We start from the raw sequence: 24,318 nt of genomic DNA on the forward strand, positions 1-24,318 counted from the left end.
CGATGCTCACTGTTCGTCTCCGGTGTCGGTGACCTCGGGCGGGAGCCAGCGCATGGCGCCGCTGTCGTAGACGACCACGATCCGGGTCTCGTCGGTGACCGGTCCGATCGCCTTGAAGCCTACGTCGGGCGGCAGGCTCCAGTACGTGTAGTTGATGTCGCCGCGCGGCAGGCGGCTCACGCCGCCACCGACGACCGTGCCCTCCCCGTCCACGACCAGCGTGCAGCGGACCGTGTCCGCGCCCTGGTGCATACCGCCGGTGGCCCAGCCGATGATCAGGTGGGCCTCGCCGCGGTCCTCGACGGTTTCGATCATCCCGACCCGCTCCCTCGGGCTCCGCGTTCCGGGCGGGGGCAGGCGGCTCATCTCGAACGGGCTGATTCGCGAGCCCAGCTCCGGGCCCCCGCAGCCGAGGGAGAAGGAGTCGTTGAACGGGTAGTGCGACAACACCCGCAGGTCGGGCTCGAGCTCGACCTCCCTGGGTAGCACGGGGCCGAGCGCGTCGCCGTAGCCGGCACGGATCGCGACCGCCTCGAGCGGGTGTTCCTTGATCGCGTTGCGCAGTTCGGCCGCGGTCGGCAGGCCGAGCGTGAACCCGACCACCCCGATGCCGACCACGGTGACCGCGATCTTCTGCGTGTTGCGCCGCAGGCCCTTGTACAGCACCACCGACATGAGCACGAGCAGCGGGAGCGAGGCCACCACCGCGAGCGAGGAGTACCTGCTGGTGAGCCCGAAGTCGGTACCGAAGTCGATGCGCGCCGTCGCGATCATCCCGCAGGCCAGCACGCCATAGCAGGCGAGTGCCCACCAGAACCGCAGCTCGGGCTGCTGGGCGGTCCTGTTGCTCATCAGGACGACGTAGACGACGAGCGTCAGGGCACCGGCCGCGACGGCGAAGCCGGCATTGTTGGCCGTCCACATCTTCCCGACCAGGGTCAGGAACGTGTACAGCAGCGAGCCGATGTCGTTGGCCGGGGCACCGCCGACCCAGATGGTGGGCCTGAGGTAGAACCAGAGGCCGACGATCAGCGCGCCGAGCCCGAGCGGGACCAGCCGCAGGAACCAGCGCTCGCGACGCAGCGCGGCGAGGAGCGCCAGTGCGGGCCACAGCGCGAACGAGGTGCCGTAGGTGGCGCAGGCCAGCAGGCCGACGACCCAGGCGGCCCACCACCTGCCGCGGCTGGCCAACAGCAGCGAGGCGACCACGACCAGGTTCGCGGTCAGCCAGGCCGACCCGCTCATCGAGCGGACGAACATGTGCATGCCGTGCAGGCTGAAGACCAGCGCCGAGGCGGCGACGACCAGCCCGGCCCGCGCCAGCGGCGGCAGCGTGGCCGGGAGCATCGACCGCAGCAGCAGGACCGTCGCGGCCGCGACCACGATCACCAGGTAGCCCAGGATCCGGTTGTCCCCGTCGGCGAGCCGGGCGTCCAGCCAGTAGAGCAGTGACGGGACCATCAGCGGGTGCTCGTTCTGCGGGGTGAGGAGCCCGCTGGGCCGGAACGAGCCGTCGTCGTTGGTGATCCGCATGAGCACGTACCAGTAGTCAAGCCACTGGAGCTTGCCCGACCTGGCCACCTCGATCACCATGGCGATCGCCGGGACCAGGGCCAGCAGCTCGACCAGCCGCGCGACCGTCCGGTCGGTCAGCCGTGCCCGCCAGCCCGGCGCCTCGGCGCGCGGTTCCGCGGCGGGCTCGTCGTCCGCCGGCTCACGCGGGGGTTCCGCATCCTTTTTCAACACGGTGCTGGTCAAGGGCGGTGTCCTCCGCGCAGCTCAGGCGGGCGTCGTCTGGTAGGGAAAGTGCGGTCGTTGCCCATACCATGTCAAAGCCCAGTTGGCGAGCGGCGGCCGGCCTAGTTTTCCCGGCCCTCGGGCTCGTCTCGGCTCTCCGCCGAGCCGCCCTCGGAAGCCAGCTTGACCAGCGTGGTGTCGTCCCGCGCACCGACCAGCTGGGTCATCTCGCCGGAGGGAGCCTCCCAGGCCGCCGACCTCGGAATGTGGACCCGCTTCCGCTCCGCCTCGCGCTCGGACTCCCGGTCCGCCTCCGCGAGGATCTCGGCACTGCGCCGCCGGTACTCGTCGGTGGTGATGCGCCCGGAGGTCAACTCCTCGCCGAGCTCCCGGAACCTGTCCTGCCAGCCCATGTCCCCGCCCCCTGCTGTTCGCCGGTGGGAAGTTGTTACCACGCTCCGGTGTTGTTCTCGGTGTGTGGACCTGCCACGAGGTCTACGTAGAGTGGAGGTATGGCGTTGTTCGGGCATGACAAGTCGGTGTTGGTCGACCGGGAGCACGCGTTGCCGGGCAGGGCGAACCGGATGCCGGTCGCCGAACGGCACACGGTGTTCACCGACCGGCCGATCGCCCCGCCGTTCCCCGAGGGGCTGGAGACGGCCGTGTTCGGCTTGGGCTGCTTCTGGGGTGCCGAGCGCCTCTTCTGGCAGACCCCTGGCGTGTTCACCACCGCGGTCGGCTACGCGGGTGGCCACACCCCCAACCCGACCTACGAGGAGGTGTGCAGCGGCCGTACCGCGCACGCCGAGGTGGTCCTTGTCGTCTTCGACCCGGCGCGGGTCAGCTACGACGCGCTGCTCAAGGTGTTCTGGGAGGGGCACGACCCGACCCAGGGCATGCGCCAGGGCAACGACGTGGGCAGCCAGTACCGCTCGGCGGTCTACGTCACGAGCGAGGCCCAGCGCGCCGCCGTCGAGGAGAGCAGGGCGGCCTACCAGGCGGCGCTGACGCGCTCGGGCCACGGCGAGATCACCACCGAGGTGGCTCCGCTCGGCGAGTTCTACTACGCCGAGGACTACCACCAGCAGTACCTCTCGGACGCCAAGAACCCCAACGGCTACTGCGGGTTGGGTGGAACCGGGGTGAGCTGCCCGATCGGTCTGCAGACCACCGAGGGCTGAGGCGAGGTGGAGCGGACGACGGGATTCGAACCCGCGACCCTCACCTTGGCAAGGTGATGCGCTACCAGCTGCGCTACGTCCGCATACGCGGCCGTTGACCGCGTTGCTGGGGGCCAGTGTAGCCGACCCGGCCGAGCAGGCAGCAGTGGACCATCGCGACCCGGCCACTGCGCTGCTCGGCCTAGTACTTTTGGTGGGATCACTTTCCCGTTCTTCACGTTTGTCGTCCACGAGAAACCTCGCTGTGGCATGTTGAGCCCATCCCGTGGCGGCCGGGAGGAGGTGCCGGGTTCGATGACCGGCGAGGTTCCGAAAGGGTCATCGGTGGACGATCCGAGTCCGGAGGATCGTCTGCTGCTGGAACGGCTCCGCGCGGGTGAGGACGCGGCGTTCGGGGAGTTGTTCTCGCGGCACTCCACTGCCGTCTACCGCCTCGCGGTCGGCCTGGTGAACGACCGTGCCGAGGCCGAGGACCTCACGGCCGAGGCGTTCTTCCGGGTGCTGCAGGCCATCCGGCGCGGGTCCGGACCGGTTGACAACGTGCGGGGTTACCTGCTGATCGTCGCCCGGCGGGTGGCCTGGGAGTGGAGCCTGCGCCGCCGGGACGTGCCGGTGTCCGACGAGGAGCTCACCCACCGCGCCCCCTCCGACCCCGACGCCACCGGGGTGCTCACCGAGCGGAACCTGATCCGCCGGGCGTTCACCAGCCTTCCGGAGAGATGGCGCAACGTGCTCTGGAAGATGGAGGTGGAGGGCGAGCGCCCGGCGGCGGTGGCCCTCAACTTCGGTCTCAGCCCCAACGCCACCGCCGCCCTCGCCCGCCGTGCCCGTCAGGGCCTGCGCGCTGCCTACCTGCAGGCCCACCTCGCCGCCGACCGCAGCGCGACCGGCTGCCGCTCGGTCCTGGAGAAGCTGGGGGCCTACACCGCCGGCAGCACCAGCGGCATCGAGTACCGCCGGATCCGCGCGCACCTGTCGACCTGCGCCTCGTGCACCGCGATGTACGCCGAGCTGCGCGACGTCTGCTCCGGTCTGCGGGCCCATGCCGCCTACATCGCCCTGCCCGCCACCGTCGCCGTCGGTGCCGCCGCGGCCCAGCTCGCCGGCGGGACGACCGCGACCGGCACGGCGGGTGCCGCCTCCGCCGGGCTCGGTGGGTCGATCGGTACGGGGTTGGGTGCGGCCGTGAAGGGGCTGCTCGCCACCACCAAGATCCAGGTCGGCATCGCGGCGGGCTCAGCCGCGGCCATCGGCGCCATGGGCATCGTCACGATCGCCTGGGGCGGCGACGGCGCGTCCAGCCCGACGGGCCTCTCGAGCGAGGGCGCCGTTCGGCTCGAGGTGACCGACCCGCCGCCCTCGCCGCTCACCTCGACCTCGCTCCACCTCGCCGAGGGCGAGCTGAGCAGCCATGCCTCGGTCGCGCCGGGGGAGCGGGACGGCGGCCCGGCGGTGCCGGCACCCCGCCAGGGCGGCTCCTCCCCGACCTCGTCCTCGCCGACCGTCGCCCCGACCTCCGGCGCGGACCTGACCGCCTCCACGCTGGGGGCTCCCGCCGGGTACGACGACACCGTGCCCGTGCTCTCCCGGGAGACCACCGTCGAGCGGTACACGCAGGTCGAGGACGGCGTGGTGATGGTCTACGAGACGACCACGGTCACCGAGGTCAACTCCCTGGACCAGACCAGGACCTCCACCCAGACCACCTCGTTCGCCGAACCGCCGGCCAGCGAGACACCGGACTCGTCGGCGGGGTCGACCGGACCCTCCGAACCGTCCTCGACCCCCTCGTCGGTCCCCACGCCCACCCCCTCGTCGACCCAGTCGCCGAAGAACTCGGCGAGCCCCGACGGCGGTTCGTAGCCGCCCCACGGCCGCGGTGTCACCCGGGCGAACCGACAGGTGCGTCGGGCGCCCCCGGTGCGCCATCATTGACGGTGATGTTCCCGACCATGCTCGGAGCCGGGAGGCCTCAATGACGCGCGTTGTGCGCGGCGCGGATGGACGGCTGTGGACCCTCCACAGCCAGTTGGAGTGGCGTTCGGATTCGGAGGGCGACGAGTTCGAACACGACGTCGCGGTCGGCAGCGCCGCCGCGATCGCGCTGCTCGTGCTGGTGATCGTGCTCGGTGCGGTCCTGATCCTGTGGTCGCCGGAAGGGCTCGTCGTCCCGCTGTGGGTGGTGCTGCTGGTGCTGCTGTTCATCCTGTTCTTCCCCACCCGGTGGGCGCTGCGCCGTCCCTGGACCGTGGTGGCGGAGACCGGTGACGACGGCGAGGGCGACCCCACGGAGCGGTGGGTCGGCACGGTGCGCGGGGTGTTCAACGTCCGTGCCCAGATGAAGCAGGTGGCCAAGAACATCGCGATCGACAACCGGCCGGGTATCGAGGGCCCGCTGCAACTCGTGGCGTAATCGGGGGAATCCGGCAACACTGTCGGCGTGCCTGAACTTCCCGAGGTCGAAGCGCTCGCGCAGCACATTCGCGAGCACGGGGTCGGCCGCACCGTCGCCAGGGTGGACGTCGCGTCACTGAGCGTGCTCAAGACGGCGGCCCCGCCCTGGACCGCACTGCACGGCCGCACGCTGACCGCCGCGGGCCGGCACGGCAAGTTCCTCGACCTGGACTGCGACGGCCTACACCTCGTCGTCCACCTCGCGCGGGCCGGCTGGCTGCGGTGGGCGGAGACGCTCTCGGTGGCCCCGCCCCGGCCCGGCGGGAAGGGCCCGCTCGCCCTGCGGGTGCACCTCGGTCCGCCCGGCTCCGGTCCGGGCTTCGACCTGACCGAGGCCGGCACGAAGAAGGGGCTGGCGGTGTGGATCGTCGAGGACCCCGCCGAGGTGCCCGGTATCGCCGCGCTCGGACCGGACGCGCTGGCGATGACCCGCGACGAGTTCGCCGCCGTGCTCGCCGGGCACACCGAACGCCTCAAGACGGCGCTGACCACGCAGAAGATCATGGCTGGCGTCGGCAACGCCTACTCCGACGAGATCCTGCACCTGGCCCGGCTCTCCCCGTACGCGACGGCCGGCAAGCTCACCGACGAGGCCGTCGACCGGCTCTACGAGTCGATGCGCACGATCCTCTCCGGCGCCGTCGACCGGTCGGTCGGCCAGCATGCGGCGACGCTCAAGGGTGAGAAGCGCTCGGGGCTGCGGGTGCACGGGCGTACCGGCATGCCGTGCCCGGTCTGCGGGGACACCGTGCGGGAGGTGTCGTTCGCGGACAAGGCGTTCCAGTACTGCGCGACCTGCCAGACCGGTGGCAAGCCGCTCGCCGACCGACGGCTCTCCCGCCTGCTGAAGTAGGGGTCGCTTGCCAGGAAGCGCACGGACGGTCGAGCATTGACGCCGTGACCGATCTGGTGACCGACCACGCCGCGACGGGCCTGCTGATCCTCGTGGCGCTGGTCGGCGGCTTGTTCGCGTTGCTGGTCCGCCGTCGCAAGTCCGAGGGGTCCGTCGACGACGCGGTGCTCGACGCCGTGCAGCGCCTGTCCAAGGCCGCACCGGCGATGCGCAGCGGCCTCACCGAGGAGGCCGCGGACCAGGCAGCGAAGCACCTGGTGGAGATGCTCAAGTGCGTGGCGATCGGCATCACCGACGCCTCGGGCACCCTGCTGTCCTGGGACGGCGGCGCCAACGAGCACTACGAGGACCTCACCGGCGCCATCGACCTCGCGGTGCGCAACGGCCAGCGGGCCCACATCCACCACACCAACCTCTCCTGTGACCAGCGCAGCCGCTGCCCGATGCGCACGGCGGTGATCGTGCCGCTGATCCCGGACGGGCAGGTCGAGGGCACGCTGATCGTGGTCGGCGGGGTCAACTCCAAGCGGCTGATCCGCGCCGCCGACGAGGTGGCGAAGTTCGTCAGCATCCAGCTCGAGCTCGCCAAGCTCGACGAGTCCAAGCAGGCCCTGGCCAAGGCCGAGGTGCGGATGCTGCGTGCACAGATCTCGCCGCACTTCCTGTACAACGCGTTGAACTCGATCTCCTCGCTGATCCGGACCGACCCGGAGCGAGCGCGGGACCTCTTACAGGAGTTCGCGGACTTCACCCGGTACTCCTTCCGCACCTCGGGGCAGTTCACCACGCTGGCCGAGGAGCTGCGCAACATCGACCGCTACCTGACCATCCAGTCCCAGCGCTACGCCGACCGGCTCAACGTCCGGATCAAGATCGCGCCCGAGGTCCTGTCGGTCGTCGTCCCGTTCCTGGTGCTCCAGCCACTGGTGGAGAACGCCGTCCAGCACGGCCTGTCGCCCAAGCCGGGCGGCGGCACCATCACCGTCGTCGCCCAGGACAACGGGAACGAGGCGCTGATCAGCGTGGAGGACGACGGGGTCGGCATGGACGCCGACCGCCTGTTCGCCGACCTGCGTGACGCCCACAAGACCGGCTCCCACGTGGGCATCGGCAACATCAACCAGCGCATGCGCTCGGTGTTCGGCGACGAGTACGCGCTGATGGCCGAGACCGCTCCGGGCGCGGGCATGAAGGTCATCCTGCGGGTGCCGAAGTTCTTCCCCGGCGTGCGCCCGGACCTGCCCAAGTTCGGCGTGTCCGAGGACGAGCAGCAGGACTCGCCGGCGCCCGACCTGCCCTCGCAGGTCTCCCAGTCCCGTTGAGCGGCAGGCGCGTTCGCGGTTGACCCCGACCTCCACTTCGGAACGGGATACGGTTGACCCATGAGCGTCACCGAGAAGCTGGCTCAGCGTCTGCCCAAGCTCGGCGAGCGGAGCGGCAGCGGCAAACCCGTGGTCGCCGTGGTCAAGCTGCACGGGGTCATCACGCCGACGCCCTCCCCGCTGGCGCGCGGCACGATCAACATCAACACCGTCGAGTCGGCCCTGACCAGGGCGTTCGACCACGAGCGGCTGAAAGCCGTCGCGCTCGCGGTGAACTCCCCTGGCGGTGCCCCGACCCAGTCCGCGCTGGTCGCCGAGCGGATCCGGGAGTTGGCCGAGCGCAAGGAGGTGCCGGTCATCGCGTTCTGTGAGGACGTGGTCGCCTCGGGTGGCTACTGGCTCGCCTGCGCCGCTGACGAGATCTACGCGCACAGCTCCTCGCTGGTCGGCTCGATCGGGGTGGTCACCGCCGGTTTCGGGCTGAACGGCCTGCTCGAGCGGGTAGGCGTCGAGCGACGCGTGTACACCGCCGGGGCGAACAAGGTCCGGCTCGACCCGTTCCGCCCGGAGAAGGACGAGGACGTCCAGTGGCTGCGCGGTCTCCAGGACCAGCTGCACGAGCAGTTCACCGGCTGGGTCCGCGGGCGCCGCGGCGACCGGCTGCGCGAGGACGGGGACGTGTTCAGCGGCGAGGTGTGGACCGGCGCCCGTGCCCTCGAGCTCGGTCTCGTCGACGGGCTGGGCAACATCCGCGAGGTCATCGCGAAGCGGTACCCGGACGCCGAGGTGACCGTGGCCGAGCCGAAGCGGCCGCTGCTGGCCCGGCTCGGGCTCGGCGGACCGACCGGAGGCCTGCTCGCGCCGGCGGACCGGCTGCTGGCGGCGGTGGAGGCGGTCGAGGTGCGGGCGACCTGGTCGCGGTTCGGCCTGTGAAGCGCCTCACCCAGCCGGGGTAAGGCGTCGGCTGGCCATGGACATTTCCATCCCGCGATCGGCAAGATGCACCTCACCGTGAGTACCTCATCGAGCACCCCTGGTCTCGTCGTCCTCGCCGTCGACGACGAGAAGGACGGCATGGACCTCCTGACGGAGCGCCTGGAAGCCAATCGCTCCGTGCGGCGGGTCATCACCGCGTTCGACGCGACCGAGGCCCTGCGCCACCTCGCCGGCGACGACCCGGAGCTGAGCGCGCGTCGCAACGCCGGCCGGCCGATCGTCGACGCCGTGTTCTCCGACCTCAAGATGCCCGGCCTGACCGGGATGGAGATGGCGAAGGTCCTGGCCGGCTTCAAGCCGTCACCGGTGCTGGTGTTCATCACCGGGCACGGTGAGGGCAACGACGCGGTCGAGGCGTTCGACCTCGGCGCCGTGGACTTCATCCCCAAGCCGTGCGACCAGACCCGGATGGACCGCGCGATCCAGCGGGTGATCTCCAAGCTGCGCGGGGACGGCCTCGTCGGCGAGACCACCACCGCCCCGGTCGGGCCAGACCCCAACGACGACGAGGTCATCCCGGTCGAGCTGGCCGGCAACACCAAGCTGATCCCGCGTTCGTCGGTGCGCTGGGTGGAGGCGCAGGGCGACTACGCCCGCCTGTTCACCGCCGAGGGCTCACACCTGGTGCGCATCCCGCTGGCCCAGCTCGAGGAGCGCTGGGAGAAGGCCGGCTTCGTCCGCATCCACCGCTCCTACCTCGTGCCGATCAACCTGATCACCGAGCTCCAGCTGGGCGGCAACGGCTACCACGTGGTCATCGGCGAGGAGGAGCGCAAGCTCCCGGTGAGCCGGCGGCACACCCGTGAGCTGAAGGACCGCATCACCCGGCGCGGCGGAGTATGAGCAGGCAACCCGGTGAGCCCGCGGACCGGGAGCGTGGCGGCGGTTTTCCGGACCCGCCGACGAAGCCGCGTCGCAAGCGCGTCGTGCTCGCCGACTCCCGCGCCCCGGTCACCGTCCTGCGCACGGTCGTCGAGCTGGAGGAACAGACCAGCTACGGCGAGGAGCTGGTCAGCCAGCTGATCCGCACCCAGCTGCGGACGGCCGTGCGCCTGTGGGTGATCACCGTACTGCTCCTGGCCGCGATGCCGGCCCTGTTCTTCTACGTGCCCGATCTGGCCGAGGTGACGTTCGCCGGGGTGGGCCTGCCCTGGTTGCTGATCGGCCTCGTGCCGTTCCCGTTGTTGTTCGGGATGGCCTACTGGTACAACTCGAGGGCCGAGCGGCAGGAGCAGGACTTCGTCGCGATGGTGGAGAAGTAGCCAACTCACTTCGGTAGGGACATCCCTCGGTGGACGCAAGGATCTGGGCGCTTGCCGGGATCTCGCTCGTCACCGTGGCGACGTTCTACCTGGGCTACCGCTCCTCGCGCACGGCCAGCACCACCCAGGACTTCCTGGTCGCCCGGCGGACCGTGCGCTCGCGCCGCAACGCCGCCGCGGTGTCCGGGGAGTACCTGTCCGCGGCGTCGTTCCTCGGGGTCGCCGGCCTCGTGCTCAAGGACGGCGCCGACGCGCTGTGGTACCCGGTCGGCTTCACCGCTGGCTACCTGGCGCTGATGCTGTTCGTGGCCGCACCGCTGCGCCGTTCCGGCGCGTACACGCTGCCCGACTTCTGCGAGGCCAGGCTCGGGTCCAGGGCGCTGCGCGGGCTCGCCGCGGCGTTCGTCGTGTTCATCGGGATCCTCTACGTGGTCCCGCAGCTGCAGGCGGCGGGCCTCGCGGTGTCCAACATCCTGCCGATCCCGACCTGGGTCGGCTCGCTGGTCGTCACGGTCGTGGTGATCGTGAACGTGTTCGGCGGTGGGATGCGCGCGATCACGCTCGTGCAGGCCTTCCAGTACTGGCTCAAGCTGTTCGCGATCGCCGCGCCGACGTTGGTGCTGTGCATGCTGTTCATCGGCGGCGGTGGGCTGCGCGGCGGCCACGTCACGGGCCTGTCCGAGCCGCTGCCGCCCGTGTTCACCGAGCACACCACGCTGCGGATCGAGACCCCCGTGCTGCTCGAGGTCGAGGACACGGTGAACCTGGTCGCCAACGGCGTGGTGGACGGGGACAAGGTCTCCGGCTCGGCCTACTGGACCCCCCTCGGCAGCCCCTACGAGGTCGACGTCGGTACCGAGCTGCACTTCTACGAGGGCTCGGCGGTGCCGGTCGTGGTCGGCGCACCGATCACGAACGACCTCTGGCTGGCCCCCAGCACCTCGGGCAGCGACCTGGTCACCACGTACTCGCTGATGCTGGCGCTGTTCCTGGGCACGATGGGCCTGCCGCACGTCCTGGTCCGCTTCTACACCAACCCCGACGGCCGGGCCGCGCGCCGCACGACCCTGCACGTGTTGATGTTGCTCGGCCTGTTCTACCTGTTCCCGATCCTGCTCGGCGCGCTGTCCCGGCTGTACGTGCCGGAGCTGCTGGTGACCGGGTCGACCGACGCCGCCGTGCTCAAGCTGCCGACCAGGATCGCGCCCGGCCTGCTGGGCGAGATCCTCGGGGCGGTGCTGACCGCCGGTGCCTTCGCCGCGTTCCTGTCCACCTCCTCCGGGCTCGTCGTGAGCGTGTCGGGGGTGCTCTCGACCGACGTGCTGCGCGGGCGGGTCCGGGACTTCCGGTTCGCGACGGCGATCGCGGGCGGCGCGCCGCTGGCGCTGGCGATCGTGCTGCGTCCCTCGGACATCTCGCTGTCGGTCGGGATGTCCTTCGCCCTGGCGGCCTCGACGTTCTGCCCGGTGCTGTTGCTCGGGGTGTGGTGGCGCAAGCTGACCTGGGTGGGCGCCGCCGTAGGCATGGTCGTCGGCGGTGGCCTGGTGCTGGCCTCGCTGGTGCTCAACACGATCAGCGACTTCACCGGGCGCTGGGCGCCCGCGATCCTCGGTCAGCCGGCGCTGATCACGGTGCCGATCGCGTTCCTGACGGTCATCGTGGTGAGCAAGGCGACGCCGGCCAGGATGCCGGCCGATCTGGCGCAGATCCGGCTGCGGATGCACGCGCCGGACGGGTTGGGTTTCGTCCGGGACCGCGCGGTGGCCCGGTTCGGCACTCCCGAGGAGCGCGCGCGGATGACCGACGGCCGCCACCGCAGGTGAGATACGAGCACTGTTCGAAACAGGCCGACGACCCGTGCTTTGCCGAGGTGAGGGATGTCCTTGACGGAGGTCGGCCGAGCTTTTGAACAGTGCTCGGCGTGAGGTGGGTGGGATTACCATCTACCCCAGCCCCGGCCGCCGATGATGGGAGCGCTGATGGCGGTGTCCGCCGAACGAGCGCCTGATCCCGCGCCGGCCAGGTCCCGGCGGCGTCGGCCGCGGCCCGACCCGGTGTCGGTGCTCAACGCGGCTCGCGGCATCGCCGACGAGCTGCGGGAGGGCCTCGGCGGCTCCGGTGCCCGTACCGCGGCACGTGGGGTGCGCCGGCTGCTGGAGGTCGACTGCGTCGGTCTCGCCGACCTGTCCGGGCGTCCGGTGTGGGCGCCGGCGCCCCCGCCGGCCGAGGGCGCCGCGGCCGCCGACGCCCTGGTGGAGCAGGTACTCCACACCGAGACCAAGGCCGGACGCCCGCCGCTGCTCGCGCTGCCGCTGCTGGTCCACCACGAGCTCGCCGGCGTACTGGTGGTGTTCGGCAACGCCCGGCGCTCGGCCGTGCGCGAGGCCGCCGCCTGGATCGTGCTCGCGCTGGAGCGCGGGCGGCTCGAGGCGTCGGCCGAGCAGGCGGCGCAGGCCGAGCTGCGCGCACTGCGGGCGGAGATCTCGCCGCACTTCGTCTACAACGCGCTCACCGTGATCTCGTCGCTGGTCAGCTCCGAGCCGGACCGTTCCCGCGACCTGATGATCGACTTCGCCGACTACATCCGCTACAGCCTGGCCCGGCACGGCGAGTACACGACGGTCGCCGACGAGTTTCACGCGATCGAGACCTACCTCGCGCTGCAGCGCGCCGTGCTCGGCGAGCGGTTGGCCGTGCAGGTCAGGGTCGCGCCCGAGGTGCTGGCGGTGGCCGTGCCGTACCTGGTGCTGCAACCGCTGGTGGAGAACGCGATCCGGCACGGCATCGAGCCGCGGCCGGGCACCGGGCACGTGCTGGTGCGGGGTGAGGCCGAGGGCAACGACTGTGTGATCAGCGTCGAGGACGACGGTCTCGGGATGGACCCGCGGCTGGCCGAGGAGATCCTCGCCGGCCGAGGCGGCGGCGACAGCGTCGGGCTGGCGAACGTGGACCGGCGGCTGCGGCACGTCTACGGGTCCTGGTACGGCCTGGTCGTGGAGACCGCACCGGGCGCGGGCACACGTGTCGTGGTGCGGATCCCCCGCTTCCAGCCCGGGGTGATGCCGGGATGAGCGGTTTCGCCGTGCTGGCGGTGGACGACGTCCCGCCGGCACTCGACGACCTCTGCCGCCTGCTGCGCGCCGCACCCGAGGTCGACGAGGTGGTGGGCGCGGGCGACCCGATCTCGGCCCTGCGCATGATCCAGAACGGCCGGTTCGACGCGGTGTTCCTGGACATCTCGATGCCCGGACTGGACGGCCTGGAGCTGGCCGCGCTGTTGGCCAAGCTCAGCGAACCGCCGGCGATCGTGTTCGTCACTGCCTACGAACAGCACGCGGTGGCGGCCTTCGGCGTGGGGGCGGTGGACTACCTGCTCAAGCCGGTCCGCGCGGAACGCCTGTCGGACGCGCTCGCCAGGATCACGCGGATGCGGCCGACCGCCGCGGCGGCCGGACCCGCCGAGCCCCCCTCGCCGCCGACCCCGGACGCCATGGCCGCGCTCCCCGTGGAGCAGGCCGGCCGCACCCGCTACGTCCGGCGCGGCGAGGTCCGGTTCGTCGAGGCACACGGGGACTACGTGCGGCTGCATGCGATGTCCGGCGTACACGTGGTGCGGATGCCGATCTCGCGGCTGGAGGAGTACTGGGAGCCGGCGGGTTTCCTCCGCGTGCACCGGAGCTTCCTGGTCTCGCTGGACGCGGTGCGGGAGCTGCGCAGCGACTCGGTCGGCGGGCTGCTGGCCCACACCGAGCTGGGCGACGTGCCGGTGAGCCGTCGGCACGCCAGAGAACTGCGGGACCGCCTGCTGGCCGCGGCCAAACGCGGCCAGCTGGACTGGCGGAGCTGAGGTGCCGGGCCACAAGCGCGTCGCGGTGATGAGCCCGCAGACCCGCCTCGCCCACTCCCGGCGGCGCCTCCGTGGTCGGTGGCGGGTGCCCAAGCTCGACCCGGTCGGTGCGGAACGGGCCGCCGAGCTCTACCGCCGGCAGCGGACGCTGGCCGTCGCGCCGCTGGTCGTGCTGTTCGTCGGGATTCTCGGTCTGCCGCTGGTGTTCGCGCTGTTCCCGGGACTGGACGAGCTGCGGGTGCTCGGGGTCCCGGTCTCGTGGCTCGCGCTCGCCCTGTTGCCCTATCCCGCGCTGACCGCGCTGGCCGCCTGGCACCTGCGGCGGGCCGAGGACGCCGAGGACCTCGAGTGATCATCGCCTTCGCGGTGGCCCCGGTCGTGCTGGTCACGTTGCTGATCGGGTTGCGTGGGGTGGCCGCGATGCGCAGCACCTCCGACTTCCTGGTCGCCTCGCGCCAGGTCTCGCCGCTGCTCAACTCGGCGGCGGTCGCGGGGGAGTACCTCTCGGCGGCGAGCTTCCTCGGCGTGGCCGGGCTCGTGGTCAAGGACGGCATCGGTTCGCTCTGGTATCCGGTGGGCTTCACCGCGGGGTACATCGCGATGCTGGTGCTGGTGGCCGCCCCGATGCGCCGCTCGGGCGCGTTGACCGTGCCCGACTTCGCCGAGGCCCGGCTCGCCTCGCCGGCGTTGCGGCGGACCACGGCCGTGGTCATCCTGGTGATCGGCGGGCTGTACCTGGTGCCGCAGTTCCGGACGGCGGGGCTGGTGCTCAGCGTGGTCAGCGAGACGCCGTACTGGGTGGGCGTGGTGATCGCCGGCACCGGCGTGGCGATCACGTTGGCACTGGGCGGGATGCGCGCGGCGACCTACGTGCAGGCGTTCCAGTTCGTGCTCAAGCTGGTGCTGTTCATCGTTCCGGCGATCTGGCTGCTGGTCCAGGTCGGCCCGGCGGTGCGGCACGAGGCCGTGCACCCGGTCGAGTTCACCGAGTTCCACCGGGACACCAGGGTGGTCTTCCGGGTCGGCACGGCGCTGGAGTTCACCGAGCCGACGCCGGTGCGGGTGGGCCGCGAGACCCAGGTCCGCACCGGGCACTGGGAGGTTCCCGCCGGTACGGCGGTGGTCTTCCCCGAGGGGGCCGCCGTACCCGACGTGTCCGGCGAGGCGAGGCCCGGCGGTGACGAGTGGGAGCGTCCGCTGCTCGACCTGGCCGATGCCGGCCACCCGCTGCTGTCGACGTGGGCGCTCGTCGTCGCGCTGGCGCTGGGCACGATGGGCCTGCCACACGTGATCATGCGCTTCCACACCAGCCCCGACGGCCGGGCTGCCCGGCGCACCGCGGCCATCACCGTCGGGTTGCTGAGCGTGTTCTACCTGTTCCCCGGGATCTACGGCGTGCTCGGCCGGGTCCTCGTGCCGCAGCTGTACCTGTCGGGTGCGACGGACACGGCCGTCGTCGCGCTGCCCGCCCAGGTCGACACGGGCTGGCCCGGCGCGACGTTCACCGCATTGCTGACCGGCGGCGCGTTCGCCGCGTTCCTGGCCACGTCGCTGGGGCTGGTCCTCGTGGTCTCCGGCGCGATCTCCCACGACCTGTTGCCGGGTGGGTTGGGACGTCTGCGGGTCACGGTGCTGGCCGTGTCCGCGGTGGTGGTCCTGCTGGCCCTCTCGGCGATCCGGCTGGACGCCGGGGTCCTGGTCACCTGGGGCTTCACCGTTGCCGCGTCGACGTTCTGCCCGCTGCTGGTGCTGGGCATCTGGTGGTCCCGGCTGACCGTGGCCGGCGCGATGTCCGGCGTGCTGGTGGGCCTGTTCGCGTCGTCCGGGGCGATCGTGTGCACGCTCCTCGGGGTGCCGGTCTCCGGCTGGCCGGCGATCCTGGTCGCCCAGCCAGCCCCCTGGTCGGTCCCCCTGGCGTTCGCGACGATGATCGTCGTCTCGCTGCGTGGCCGCCCGCCGTCCTGGTCCCGCACGGCCATGCTCCGCCTGCACCTCAACGAGGACCGGGTCGAGACGCCGGCCGCCCGCCTACGCGCCCTGCGTGGCTGACCACCGTCGACTCGTTGACCAGAACGTGACCTGGGCCACTCGACCCGGCCAACCCACCGTTCGTCGACCGTTCGTCGTGGCTGCCTGCGGTTGATCCGAGGATGATTCAACTCACTCCACGTACTTCCTAGGGTCGTGTGCACGTTTTTGCTCCACAGCCCACAGGAGGCACTGTGAGTAGCACCGACCAGGACACGACGCCGACGTCGGGTCCCGATTGGGCAACCATCCAGGAAAGCGCAGAGTTCACGCAGTTACGCAAGCGGCTCCGCGGCTTCGTCTTCCCGATGACCGCCGCATTCCTCGCCTGGTACCTGCTCTATGTGCTGCTGTCCGACTACGCGCACGACTTCATGTCGACCAAGGTCGTCGGCAACATCAACGTCGGCCTGATCTTCGGGCTGCTGCAGTTCGTGTCCACGTTCCTCATCACGAGCCTGTACGTGCGCCACGCCAACCGGAAGCTCGACCCGGTCGCGGAGAAGATCCGTGAGGACATCGAGGGAGGCCGGCAGTGAGTATCCCCATGGCCCAGGGCGGCGTCGAGGGCAGCAACCCGTGGCTGAACATGGGCATCTTCGGCCTCTTCGTGGTGATCACGCTGGTGATCGTGTTCCGCGCCAGCCGTTCCTCGAAGACCGCCGTCGACTACTACGCGGCCGGCCATTCGTTCACGGGGGCGCAGAACGGCATCGCGATCTCCGGTGACTACCTCTCGGCCGCGTCGTTCCTCGGCATCGCCGGCGCGATCGCGCTGAACGGCTACGACGGCTTCCTCTACTCGATCGGCTTCCTGGTGGCCTGGCTGATCGCCCTGCTGCTGGTCGCCGAGCTGTTGCGCAACACCGGCAAGTACACGATGGGCGACGTCCTGGCCTTCCGGATGCGCCAGCGCCCGGTTCGCGCGGCCGCGGCCACCTCGACGCTGGTGGTCTCGTTCTTCTACCTGCTGGCCCAGATGGCCGGTGCCGGTGGCCTCGTCGCCCTGCTGCTGGGCATCGAGAACAAGACCGGTCAGGCCCTGGTGATCGCGGTCGTCGGCGCGATCATGATCGTTTACGTGATCATCGGCGGCATGCGCGGCACGACCTGGGTGCAGATCATCAAGGCGGCGCTGCTGATCGTGGGTGCCGGGGTGATGACCCTGTGGGTGCTCGGCAAGTTCGGGTTCAACCTGTCCAGCCTGCTCGGCAACGCCGTGGCCAAGGTCGGCGAGGGCGGCGAGCGACTGCTCAACCCCGGCGGCCAGTACGGCCTGACCGGCACCAGCAAGCTCGACTTCGTCTCGCTGGCGCTCGCCCTGGTCCTCGGCACGGCCGGCCTGCCGCACATCCTGATGCGGTTCTACACGGTGCCCACGGCCAAGGAGGCCCGCAAGTCGGTGGTCTGGGCGATCTGGCTGATCGGCATCTTCTACCTGTTCACCCTGGTCCTCGGCTACGGCGCCGGCGCGCTGGTCGGCGCGGACACGATCGCCGCGGCACCGGGTGGGCAGAACTCGGCGGCACCGCTGCTGGCCTACGCGCTGGGCGGAACGGTGCTGCTCGGCATCATCGCCGCGGTCGCGTTCGCCACGATCCTCGCGGTCGTCGCCGGGCTGACGATCACCGCGTCGGCCTCGTTCGCGCACGACATCTACGCGAACGTGATCAAGCGCGGCACGGTCGACGACAAGGCCCAGGAGGTGCGGGTCGCCCGGATCACGGCGCTGGTCATCGGCGCGGTGGCGATCCTCGGCGGCATCGTGGCGAACGGCCAGAACATCGCGTTCCTGGTCGCCCTGGCGTTCGCGGTGGCGGCGTCGGCCAACCTGCCGACGATCATCTACTCGCTGTTCTGGAAGCGGTTCAACACCAGCGGCGCCCTCTGGAGCATCTACGGCGGTCTGACGATCTGCCTCGTGCTGATCGTCTTCTCGCCCGCGGTCTCCGGGAAGCCGGTGAACCCGAAGACCGGCAAGAGCCCGTCGATGCTGCAGGACGTCGACTTCCACTGGTTCCCGCTGGACAACCCGGGCCTGGTCTCGATCCCCGCGGCCTTCCTGCTCGGTTACCTCGGAACCATCTTCTCCAAGGAGCGCAACGACGCGAAGTACGCCGAGATGGAGGTCCGCTCGCTGACCGGCGCCCACGCCGAGAAGGCGGTTGCCCACTAAACGACCAACCCCCACTGTGGCCCCCGACTCCGCCCCCAGAGTCGGGGGCCACCCTATTTCGCCACGATCCTGTCCTCCCGGGCCAGAACCTCCCATCCGACACCCGTCCTGCCCAGCACGAACACCGACCGCATCGAGTGGTCGATCTCGAGCGGCTCCCCGTCCGCGGTGGCCGCGTCCACGGCCACGTGCGCGAACGCGAGCTCCGGCTCCGGAAACCACACCCCGGTCACCTCGTACCGGGCGAACTGCCCGTTGTCGCTGGCGTTGAACGCATCCCGCGCCCCGGCGACAGCGCGCTCCACACCCGCCCTGTCCTCGTCCCCGTCCATGCCACCGAACTCTTCACGCTGCACCGCGGACGAGGTCAAGCGGCGTGCAACCGTCGTCGGCGGGTCCGCGTAGAAGGGGCGAGAAACAGGAGGTGGCCGGGTGACGACGCGCGACGAGGAGTTCGCCGAGTACTTCGCGGCGCGGTTCGGGTGGGCGCGACGGATCGCGTTCGCCCTGTCGGGGAACTGGAGTGACGCCGAGGAGATCGCCCAGCAGTCGTTCGTCCGGGTGTACGCCCGCTGGTCGAAGGTGCGGCTCGAGACCGTCGACGCCTACCTGCGGACGGTTCTGACCAGGGTGTTCCTCGACGGCCGTCGCCGCGGTGCGGCGCGTGAGCAGTCCGTCGCCGAACTACCCGAGCAGGCCGTGCCGCCCGACCACAGCTCCCACGAGCGGTTGGCGATGCAGGCCGCCCTGATGACTGTCCCGCCGGGGCAGCGGGCCGTGCTCGTCCTCCGCTTCGTGGCCGACCTCTCCGTGGAGCAGGTGGCCGAGACCCTGGGCCTCTCGCCCGGCACGGTCAAGAGCCAGAGCGCTCGTGGCCTCGCCACTCTTCGCGTGCAACTCGAGGCGATATCGACAAGGAGCACCTGATGAACGACGACGAAGCCGCCGACGCCTTGCGGGTCATCGCCGATGCCCCGGGTCCGCCTGCCACCACCAGCGTCGACCAGGTGATCCGGCTCGGGCGCCGCCGGGTGCGTGCCCGCCGGGCCGGCGCCGTGGCAGGGCTGGCCGCCGGGGTGGTCGCCGTGGTCGCCGGGATCGCCATGGGCTCGTCCCTGCTCACCGCCCCGGATGGGCAGGACACCGGCGCGTCCCGTGCGGCGCCGCCGCCGCTCGTGTTGTCCGGGTGGAAGAAGCTCGCTGCGGCGACGGAGCAGTGTGACTTCACCGCCACGGCGCCGCCCGGCGTGGAGCTGGCGCTGCCGCCGCGGGAGGACGTCGAGGCGACGCTCGACGACGCGGTCGCCACCGCCACCGGGGGCAGCTACGAGTCCCTGGCCGGCACCTGGCCCGAGGTCAACAAACACACCGGTGAAGTCGGCGGTCGCCTGACCGGCCGCGTGTCGACCGAGGCCGGGCCGGTCGTCCTCGAGCTGTTCGTGAGCACCTTCCGCGGCAGCCCGATCGAGGCGGTCAACGCCCAGCTCGCATCCGTGCGGTGCCTTCCGCACTACCAAACGGTTCTCGAGGACGGGACCGTGATGCTGATCGACGCGCCGTGGGACGGGAAGAACATCGCCGCGCACCTGATGGTCTTCGTGCCGGGTGGTCGTCTTCTCCTCGTGCAGACCTTGTCCGGGATCTCGACGCCGTCCGAGGAGACGGGCGAGCGGGTCACGATCGACAACGCCGCCGACCTCTCGTTTCCGCAGCTCGTCGAGATCGGCTACGAGCTCGGCCAGGCCGGGTTGTAGCTCACGGGCGCCGTACGCGGCGCCGTGGCAGCATCGACGCGTGATGCCATCGCAGGTTCCCACCGTGACCGTGCCCGAGCTGCCGACCGACCTCCCGGCCGACACCACCCTGCTCGACGTGCGCGAGCAGGACGAGTGGGACGCCGGCCACGCACCCGACGCGCTGCACATCCCGATGAGCGAGCTCGCCGGCCGGCTCGGCGAGCTGCCCGAGGACCGCGACGTCCTGGTCATCTGCCGCTCCGGCGGCCGCTCCGCCCGGGTGACCGAGTACCTCAACGCCAACGGGTGGGACGCCAGGAACGTCGACGGCGGCATGCAGTCCTGGCAGGCGGCGGGCCGCCCGCTGACCAGCGACACCGGCGTCGAACCGCAGGTCATCTGAGATGAACCACCGGTGGGTGGCGACCGTTCCGGGAGGTGCGCGTCAGCGCCGCCCGCGGCGGCGGCTGCCCTACCTCGGGCCGCCGTCCTACGGTTCGACCCCGCGCTGGGGCTTCCCGGCGCTGGCCTGGCGCTGGCCGACCGCAGTCCCGGGCACCGGCTCCCACGAGCAGCCCCCGGTCACCGTGGACCGGGTGCGCTCGGTGGCCGGGCACGCGGTTGCCATGACCGCGGCGGTGGCCGCGCTGGCGTTGCTCGCCGCCGGGGGCGAGGTCTGGCGGTACGTCCTGCTGCTGCGCAGCCGCGGCGGTGCGCTCTCCGAGCGGCTGGTCGCCACCTCCGACGCGGTGGTGACCGTCGCCGCCGTGCTGGCCGTGGCCTTCGCCATGCTGGCCGCGGTGCTCACGGTCTGGTGGCTGCTGCTCGCCCGCCGCGTCGCCGCCGAGGGGGCGGGGCAGGGCCTGCCGCGTCCCAGCTGGCAGGTACTGGTCTACCTGCTGGTGCCGGGGTTGAACCTGGCGATGGCCGGGGTCGTGCTCACCGAGCTGGAGCACCAGGTGCTGCTGCGGTCGCCGGCCGAGCGGCCCCGTCCGACGCGCGCCACGGCGGTCTGGTGGGGGGCGTGGGCGCTCGGCGGCGTGCTCTTCGGCCTCACGGTCGCCTGGCGCTTCCGTGACGGTGTCCAGGCCCAGGCCGATGGCGTCCTGCTCTCCGCCGCGACCGACCTCGCCGCGGCCGCCGTGGCCGTGCTGACCGCGTTGACCGTCCGCCGCCTGACCGCGCTGCTCGCGCCGGTCGACCCACACCGGCTCCGCCTCCTGCGGGTCGTGCGCGTCTCCGGCGCTCCGGACCCGGAGCTGCGCCGCGTGCGCTCGGTGCCCTCGACCCGTTAGACCGTCACCGGCAGGGTCTCGAAGCCGCGGATGACGAACTCGCCGCGCCGCCGCGCCCGGCCGGCCGGCCGCAGCCCCGGCAACCGGGTCACCAGGGCGGACAGCGCCGCCGACACCTCCACCCGCGCCAGCGGCGCGCCGACGCAGTAGTGGATCCCGGCACCGAAGCCCAGGTGCGGGTTGGGCGAGCGCCCGACATCGAGCCGGTCCGGCGCGTCGAACACCAGCGGGTCCCTGGCCGCCGCGCCGAGCAGCGCGGCGACCTTCTCCCCGGCCCGTACCCGGTAGCCGGCCACGGTCAGGTCCTCGGTCGCGGTCCGCTCGAACAGCTGTAGCGGCGAGTCGAACCGGATGAGCTCCTCCACCGCAGTGGGCAGCAGGTCGCGCGAGGCGACCAGCCGCTCCCACTGGTCCCGGTGGGTGAGCAGGGCGTGGATCCCGTTGCCGATCACGTTCACGGTCGCCTCGTGCCCGGCCATCAGCAGCAGCACGGCCGTGCCGACCAGCTCGTCGGAGGTCAGCCGCTCCGAGCCGTCGCGCACCGCCACCAGGTCGCTGACCAGGTCCTCGCCGGGTGTCGCCGCCCGCTGCTCGGCGAGCTCGCGCAGGTAGGCCACGAACTCGGCGGCCGCCGTCTCCGCGGCCGTCGCGAGCGGGGGCGCCAGGTCGTACTCGTACATCTTGACGATGGCGTTGGACCAGGGCTGGAGCAGTGGCCGGTCCGCCGCGGGAACGCCGAGCAGCTCGGCGATCACCTCCACCGGCAGCGGCGCCGCGAGGTGGGTGAGCAGGTCCGCCGAGCCGTCCGCGGCGATCGCCTCGGCCAGGGAGTCCACCAGCGAGGAGGCAAGTGCCGACACCCAGGGCGACAGCCGTGCGACGTGGCCCCGCGCGAAGGCCGAGGAGATCAGCCGGCGCAACCGGGTGTGCCGGGGCGGCTCGCTCTCCAGCAGCGAGTTCCGGTGCAGCAGGTTGAACGCCTCGAAGTCCGCCGCCGGTGTCGCGTCGGTCCACAGGCGACCAGCGGAGCGGTCGCGCAGCACGGCCGAGCAGGCGGCGTGGGACACCGCGACGGCCAGGCCGAGACCGGGGTGGAAGTGCACCTCGCCCTGCTCACGCAGGGCAGTGAAATGCGGATACGGGTCGGCCAGGAATTCCGGGTCACGGGTGTCGAACACACCGGCGACGGTAGCCGGTATGTGCGATGATCCGGGCCGTGCAGCCCGCAGTCGTCGCACATCGGGGGGCCTCCGCACATCGGGCGGAGCACACGGTTGGCGCCTACGCACTGGCGATCGAGCAGGGAGCGGACGGACTCGAGTGCGACGTCCGGCTCACCAGGGACGGCCACCTCGTGTGCGTGCACGACCGCACGGTCGATCGCACGTCCACCGGTCGCGGCGCCGTGTCCACACTCACCCTCGCCCACCTGTCCCAGCTGGACTACAGCCGAGCGCGGCCGGCACTGTCCGAGCATCCGGGTGACCCGATGCGGCACGCCGGCGCGACCCCCGAGCGTGGGGACCGGGGACTGCTCACGCTGGAGTCCCTGCTCGACCTCGTCGCGGACTCACCGCGTACCCGGCTGTTCGTCGAGACCAAGCACCCGGTCCGCTACGGCGGCCTGGTGGAGGCGAAGCTCGTCGCGCTGCTGCGCCGCTACGGCATGGCCAACCCGCGGTCGAAGGAGGAGTCGCGGGTGGTGATGATGTCGTTCTCCGCGATGGCGGTGCGCCGCCTGCGCCGGCACTCCGCGACGTTGCCGACCGTGCTGCTGCTCGACCAGCTGAACCCGCTTCGCTGGGACGGCACGCTGCCCGAGGCCGCCGACTACACCGGCCCGGGCATCCACCTGCTGCGCGCGGACCCGGACTACGTCGACCGTGCCGCGGCGTTCGGCCACCTCACCTACACCTGGACCGTTGACGATCCCACGGACGTGGAACTGTGCCGGCGCCTCGGAGTGGCCTGGGTTGCCACCAACTCCCCGGCCGGCACCCGCGAGCTGTTGACCCGGTAGCGTCTTCGGCCATGGCCAAGCGAAGCTCGGTGAAACAGCGCGCCACCGACGGGATCAACCCGCGCCAGCCCTGCCCGTGCGGCTCGGGCAAGCGGTACAAGGCCTGTCACGGGGTCTCCGGCGGTCCGGTCGAGCTGCCGGTCGCGCGGCCCCTGGAGGGCCTCGCCGGTGAGTGCGAGCTGATCGCGCTGCGGGAGTTCGTGCCGTCGGCCACCGCGCCGCTCGCGCTGGCCGAACCTGCCGAGCGGGAGATCACGCTGGCCACCGTGCTGCCCATGGCCTCGGCGGCGCTGGTCCGCGCGGACGGCTCCGCGCTGATCGGCCTGCAGGTGCAGACCCGCTCGAGCGACGTCAGCCGCGACATGGCCAGGGCGTTGCGCTGGGCGCTGGAGGCGTCGCCCGGAGCGGTGCTCCCGGTGGTCGGTCCGGAGACCGACGAGTCGCCCGAGCGTGAGCGCTTCCAGGACCTGGTGGACACCTCCGCCCCGGTCGAGCCGACGCTGCACCCCGACTTCTCCTGGTGGATGCCCGAGGGTGAGGAGCCGACCGGGGACGTGGCCCTGTCGCTGGAACGGGCGAACCAGGCGATCATGCCTACCGAGCGGATCGGCCCCGCCGCGTACTGGGTCGACGCGGGCGACCGTGCCCACCTGCGCTGGGTGCGTCCCGAGCCGGAGGAGAAGCTGCTGCTGGCGCTGGCTCGCCTGTCCGCCCGCGGGGAGCTCGGCCTCGGCGAGGGCTCCCGCTACGCCGGCTCCTTCCGGGCGCACGGCCTGCTGGTGCCGGTGTGGGATCTCGACCACGACTCCCACGCCCGCGAGTGGACCGAGCCGGCCGCGGAGCTCGGCACCCGGCTGGAGGCGGCGCTGGAGTCGCTCGAGTCGGAGCCGCTCACCAGCGAGGAGCGCCGCGCGCGGGACGGCCTGATCGGCCGCCAGGTCACGATCCGGTGAGCCGGTGATCCTGCACATCTGCCTGCGCGGCGAGTGGCGGGCCGGCGTGGCCTACCGCCCGGCGTCGCTGGACACCGAGGGCTTCGTGCACTGCTCCGACCCCGGCACCGTGCACCTCCCGGCGAACCGGCTGTTCGCCGGGCGTACCGACCTGGCCCTGCTGCGCATCGACCCGGCACGGCTGACCGCGCCGCTGCGGTGGGAGGAGGGCGACCCGCCCGACCCAGCCGGCATCTGGTTCCCCCACGTCTACGGGGAGATCAACCCGGAGGCCGTGGTCTCCGCCCACGACTTCCCACCCGGCCCGGACGGCACCTTCCGCCTGCCGGCCGACCTGGTCGAACCCGGTCGGGTATAGCACCGCAGGCTGGGTCGGCCTCTAGCGCTGGGTGCCGGTGCCGCCGGTCAGGTGCTCGAGCAGCACCTCGCTGATCTCGCCGAGCTGGCGGACCTGCTCA

The 24,318-nt window shown here is 71.6% G+C and carries 26 protein-coding genes and 1 tRNA gene; 22 read left to right on the forward strand and 5 right to left on the reverse strand.

What is annotated here, in order from left to right:
* Nucleotides 1-6: 6 nt before the first annotated feature.
* The gene (locus tag BU204_RS07370; RefSeq protein WP_075124783.1) at nucleotides 7-1,758 is read right to left on the reverse strand and encodes a hypothetical protein; all 1,752 of its coding nucleotides are present in this window, start codon (nucleotides 1,756-1,758) and stop codon (nucleotides 7-9) included.
* Between the two features lie 101 nt (nucleotides 1,759-1,859).
* Nucleotides 1,860-2,150 carry a hypothetical protein gene (locus tag BU204_RS07375; protein WP_075124784.1) on the reverse strand — a complete coding sequence of 97 codons (291 nt, stop codon included), beginning with the start codon at nucleotides 2,148-2,150 and terminating at the stop codon, nucleotides 1,860-1,862.
* A 99-nt stretch (nucleotides 2,151-2,249) separates the two neighbouring features.
* Here BU204_RS07375 and msrA point away from each other — a divergent pair, with 99 nt between their 5' ends.
* The gene (gene msrA, locus BU204_RS07380) at nucleotides 2,250-2,918 is read left to right on the forward strand and encodes a peptide-methionine (S)-S-oxide reductase MsrA (protein WP_075124785.1); all 669 of its coding nucleotides are present in this window, start codon (nucleotides 2,250-2,252) and stop codon (nucleotides 2,916-2,918) included.
* Nucleotides 2,919-2,925: 7 nt separating this feature from the next.
* Here msrA and BU204_RS07385 read toward each other — a convergent pair.
* A tRNA-Gly gene (locus BU204_RS07385) sits at nucleotides 2,926-3,001 on the reverse strand.
* A gap of 211 nt (nucleotides 3,002-3,212) precedes the next feature.
* Here BU204_RS07385 and BU204_RS07390 point away from each other — a divergent pair.
* From BU204_RS07390 to BU204_RS07455, 14 genes are all read left to right on the forward strand, one after another.
* On the forward strand, nucleotides 3,213-4,781 hold the full coding sequence (locus tag BU204_RS07390; protein WP_075124786.1) for a sigma-70 family RNA polymerase sigma factor: 1,569 nt from the start codon (nucleotides 3,213-3,215) through the stop codon (nucleotides 4,779-4,781).
* Nucleotides 4,782-4,893: 112 nt separating this feature from the next.
* Nucleotides 4,894-5,331, forward strand: coding sequence for a DUF983 domain-containing protein (locus BU204_RS07395; RefSeq protein WP_075124787.1), 438 nt, complete (start codon nucleotides 4,894-4,896; stop codon nucleotides 5,329-5,331).
* A gap of 27 nt (nucleotides 5,332-5,358) precedes the next feature.
* A complete protein-coding gene (locus BU204_RS07400) occupies nucleotides 5,359-6,225 on the forward strand; it encodes an Fpg/Nei family DNA glycosylase (RefSeq protein ID WP_075124849.1) in 867 nt (288 codons plus the stop codon).
* Nucleotides 6,226-6,260: 35 nt separating this feature from the next.
* On the forward strand, nucleotides 6,261-7,547 hold the full coding sequence (locus BU204_RS07405) for a histidine kinase (protein ID WP_075124850.1): 1,287 nt from the start codon (nucleotides 6,261-6,263) through the stop codon (nucleotides 7,545-7,547).
* 60 nt (nucleotides 7,548-7,607) lie between these two features.
* Nucleotides 7,608-8,480 (forward strand): S49 family peptidase, encoded by an 873-nt coding sequence (locus tag BU204_RS07410; protein ID WP_075124788.1) that lies wholly within the window; start codon nucleotides 7,608-7,610, stop codon nucleotides 8,478-8,480.
* 66 nt (nucleotides 8,481-8,546) lie between these two features.
* Nucleotides 8,547-9,386, forward strand: coding sequence for a LytR/AlgR family response regulator transcription factor (locus BU204_RS07415; protein ID WP_075124789.1), 840 nt, complete (start codon nucleotides 8,547-8,549; stop codon nucleotides 9,384-9,386).
* Entirely contained in the window at nucleotides 9,383-9,805 is a 423-nt protein-coding gene (locus BU204_RS07420; RefSeq protein ID WP_075124790.1) for a DUF485 domain-containing protein, read from the forward strand. The genes BU204_RS07415 and BU204_RS07420 overlap by 4 nt, the downstream gene beginning before the upstream one ends.
* Nucleotides 9,806-9,834: 29 nt before the next feature.
* A complete protein-coding gene (locus BU204_RS07425; protein WP_075124791.1) occupies nucleotides 9,835-11,628 on the forward strand; it encodes a sodium/solute symporter in 1,794 nt (597 codons plus the stop codon).
* 156 nt (nucleotides 11,629-11,784) lie between these two features.
* On the forward strand, nucleotides 11,785-12,876 hold the full coding sequence (locus BU204_RS07430) for a sensor histidine kinase (protein WP_075124792.1): 1,092 nt from the start codon (nucleotides 11,785-11,787) through the stop codon (nucleotides 12,874-12,876).
* Entirely contained in the window at nucleotides 12,873-13,652 is a 780-nt protein-coding gene (locus BU204_RS07435; RefSeq protein WP_075124793.1) for a LytR/AlgR family response regulator transcription factor, read from the forward strand. The genes BU204_RS07430 and BU204_RS07435 overlap by 4 nt, the downstream gene beginning before the upstream one ends.
* A gap of 28 nt (nucleotides 13,653-13,680) precedes the next feature.
* Nucleotides 13,681-14,004, forward strand: a complete 324-nt coding sequence (locus BU204_RS07440) for a hypothetical protein (protein ID WP_075124851.1) — start codon at nucleotides 13,681-13,683, stop codon at nucleotides 14,002-14,004.
* Nucleotides 14,001-15,701, forward strand: a complete 1,701-nt coding sequence (locus tag BU204_RS07445) for a sodium/solute symporter (RefSeq protein WP_075124794.1) — start codon at nucleotides 14,001-14,003, stop codon at nucleotides 15,699-15,701. Before BU204_RS07440 ends, BU204_RS07445 begins: the two co-directional genes overlap by 4 nt.
* Before the next feature lie 173 nt (nucleotides 15,702-15,874).
* The gene (locus tag BU204_RS07450) at nucleotides 15,875-16,219 is read left to right on the forward strand and encodes a DUF485 domain-containing protein (RefSeq protein ID WP_075124795.1); all 345 of its coding nucleotides are present in this window, start codon (nucleotides 15,875-15,877) and stop codon (nucleotides 16,217-16,219) included.
* A gap of 8 nt (nucleotides 16,220-16,227) precedes the next feature.
* The gene (locus tag BU204_RS07455; RefSeq protein WP_075124796.1) at nucleotides 16,228-17,856 is read left to right on the forward strand and encodes a solute symporter family protein; all 1,629 of its coding nucleotides are present in this window, start codon (nucleotides 16,228-16,230) and stop codon (nucleotides 17,854-17,856) included.
* 53 nt (nucleotides 17,857-17,909) lie between these two features.
* Here BU204_RS07455 and BU204_RS07460 read toward each other — a convergent pair whose 3' ends face one another.
* Nucleotides 17,910-18,188 (reverse strand): hypothetical protein, encoded by a 279-nt coding sequence (locus BU204_RS07460; protein ID WP_143229345.1) that lies wholly within the window; start codon nucleotides 18,186-18,188, stop codon nucleotides 17,910-17,912.
* A 100-nt stretch (nucleotides 18,189-18,288) separates the two neighbouring features.
* On the opposite strand from BU204_RS07460, the gene BU204_RS07465 reads away from it, so the two are divergent.
* Genes BU204_RS07465 through BU204_RS07480 form a run of 4 tightly spaced genes read left to right on the forward strand, consistent with a single transcriptional unit; the run spans nucleotide 18,289 to nucleotide 20,887 of the window.
* Nucleotides 18,289-18,783 (forward strand): SigE family RNA polymerase sigma factor, encoded by a 495-nt coding sequence (locus BU204_RS07465; RefSeq protein WP_075124798.1) that lies wholly within the window; start codon nucleotides 18,289-18,291, stop codon nucleotides 18,781-18,783.
* Nucleotides 18,783-19,610, forward strand: coding sequence for a hypothetical protein (locus BU204_RS07470; RefSeq protein WP_075124799.1), 828 nt, complete (start codon nucleotides 18,783-18,785; stop codon nucleotides 19,608-19,610). Before BU204_RS07465 ends, BU204_RS07470 begins: the two co-directional genes overlap by 1 nt.
* Nucleotides 19,611-19,653: 43 nt before the next feature.
* Nucleotides 19,654-19,995: a rhodanese-like domain-containing protein gene (locus tag BU204_RS07475; RefSeq protein WP_075124800.1), complete on the forward strand. Its 342-nt coding sequence runs from the start codon at nucleotides 19,654-19,656 to the stop codon at nucleotides 19,993-19,995.
* A 1-nt stretch (nucleotide 19,996) separates the two neighbouring features.
* Nucleotides 19,997-20,887, forward strand: a complete 891-nt coding sequence (locus tag BU204_RS07480; protein WP_075124801.1) for a DUF4328 domain-containing protein — start codon at nucleotides 19,997-19,999, stop codon at nucleotides 20,885-20,887.
* Here the strand turns inward: BU204_RS07480 and BU204_RS07485 are convergent.
* A complete protein-coding gene (locus BU204_RS07485; RefSeq protein WP_075124802.1) occupies nucleotides 20,884-22,065 on the reverse strand; it encodes a cytochrome P450 in 1,182 nt (393 codons plus the stop codon). The genes BU204_RS07480 and BU204_RS07485 overlap by 4 nt on opposite strands.
* A gap of 38 nt (nucleotides 22,066-22,103) precedes the next feature.
* On the opposite strand from BU204_RS07485, the gene BU204_RS07490 reads away from it, so the two are divergent.
* Genes BU204_RS07490 through BU204_RS07500 form a run of 3 tightly spaced genes read left to right on the forward strand, consistent with a single transcriptional unit; the run spans nucleotide 22,104 to nucleotide 24,218 of the window.
* Nucleotides 22,104-22,907 (forward strand): glycerophosphodiester phosphodiesterase family protein, encoded by an 804-nt coding sequence (locus tag BU204_RS07490; RefSeq protein WP_233159618.1) that lies wholly within the window; start codon nucleotides 22,104-22,106, stop codon nucleotides 22,905-22,907.
* A gap of 11 nt (nucleotides 22,908-22,918) precedes the next feature.
* Nucleotides 22,919-23,860: a DUF5926 family protein gene (locus tag BU204_RS07495; protein WP_075124804.1), complete on the forward strand. Its 942-nt coding sequence runs from the start codon at nucleotides 22,919-22,921 to the stop codon at nucleotides 23,858-23,860.
* Nucleotides 23,861-23,864: 4 nt separating this feature from the next.
* On the forward strand, nucleotides 23,865-24,218 hold the full coding sequence (locus tag BU204_RS07500; RefSeq protein ID WP_075124805.1) for a DUF952 domain-containing protein: 354 nt from the start codon (nucleotides 23,865-23,867) through the stop codon (nucleotides 24,216-24,218).
* The last annotated feature ends 100 nt before the right edge of the window (nucleotides 24,219-24,318 follow it).

This window comes from Actinophytocola xanthii (assembly GCF_001921205.1).
Lineage (GTDB): Bacteria > Actinomycetota > Actinomycetes > Mycobacteriales > Pseudonocardiaceae > Actinophytocola > Actinophytocola xanthii.

Excerpts from the sequence above, each read along its gene's own strand:
- BU204_RS07375 (WP_075124784.1), bottom strand. The coding sequence starts at position 2,150 with ATGGGCTGGCAGGACAGGTTCCGGGAGCTCGGCGAGGAGTTGACCTCC.
- msrA (WP_075124785.1), top strand. The coding sequence starts at position 2,250 with ATGGCGTTGTTCGGGCATGACAAGTCGGTGTTGGTCGACCGGGAGCAC.
- BU204_RS07390 (WP_075124786.1), top strand. The coding sequence starts at position 3,213 with ATGACCGGCGAGGTTCCGAAAGGGTCATCGGTGGACGATCCGAGTCCG.
- BU204_RS07395 (WP_075124787.1), top strand. The coding sequence starts at position 4,894 with ATGACGCGCGTTGTGCGCGGCGCGGATGGACGGCTGTGGACCCTCCAC.
- BU204_RS07410 (WP_075124788.1), top strand. The coding sequence starts at position 7,608 with ATGAGCGTCACCGAGAAGCTGGCTCAGCGTCTGCCCAAGCTCGGCGAG.
- BU204_RS07415 (WP_075124789.1), top strand. The coding sequence starts at position 8,547 with ATGCACCTCACCGTGAGTACCTCATCGAGCACCCCTGGTCTCGTCGTC.
- BU204_RS07420 (WP_075124790.1), top strand. The coding sequence starts at position 9,383 with ATGAGCAGGCAACCCGGTGAGCCCGCGGACCGGGAGCGTGGCGGCGGT.
- BU204_RS07430 (WP_075124792.1), top strand. The coding sequence starts at position 11,785 with ATGGCGGTGTCCGCCGAACGAGCGCCTGATCCCGCGCCGGCCAGGTCC.
- BU204_RS07435 (WP_075124793.1), top strand. The coding sequence starts at position 12,873 with ATGAGCGGTTTCGCCGTGCTGGCGGTGGACGACGTCCCGCCGGCACTC.
- BU204_RS07440 (WP_075124851.1), top strand. The coding sequence starts at position 13,681 with ATGAGCCCGCAGACCCGCCTCGCCCACTCCCGGCGGCGCCTCCGTGGT.
- BU204_RS07455 (WP_075124796.1), top strand. The coding sequence starts at position 16,228 with ATGGCCCAGGGCGGCGTCGAGGGCAGCAACCCGTGGCTGAACATGGGC.
- BU204_RS07460 (WP_143229345.1), bottom strand. The coding sequence starts at position 18,188 with ATGGACGGGGACGAGGACAGGGCGGGTGTGGAGCGCGCTGTCGCCGGG.
- BU204_RS07470 (WP_075124799.1), top strand. The coding sequence starts at position 18,783 with ATGAACGACGACGAAGCCGCCGACGCCTTGCGGGTCATCGCCGATGCC.
- BU204_RS07475 (WP_075124800.1), top strand. The coding sequence starts at position 19,654 with ATGCCATCGCAGGTTCCCACCGTGACCGTGCCCGAGCTGCCGACCGAC.
- BU204_RS07480 (WP_075124801.1), top strand. The coding sequence starts at position 19,997 with ATGAACCACCGGTGGGTGGCGACCGTTCCGGGAGGTGCGCGTCAGCGC.
- BU204_RS07495 (WP_075124804.1), top strand. The coding sequence starts at position 22,919 with ATGGCCAAGCGAAGCTCGGTGAAACAGCGCGCCACCGACGGGATCAAC.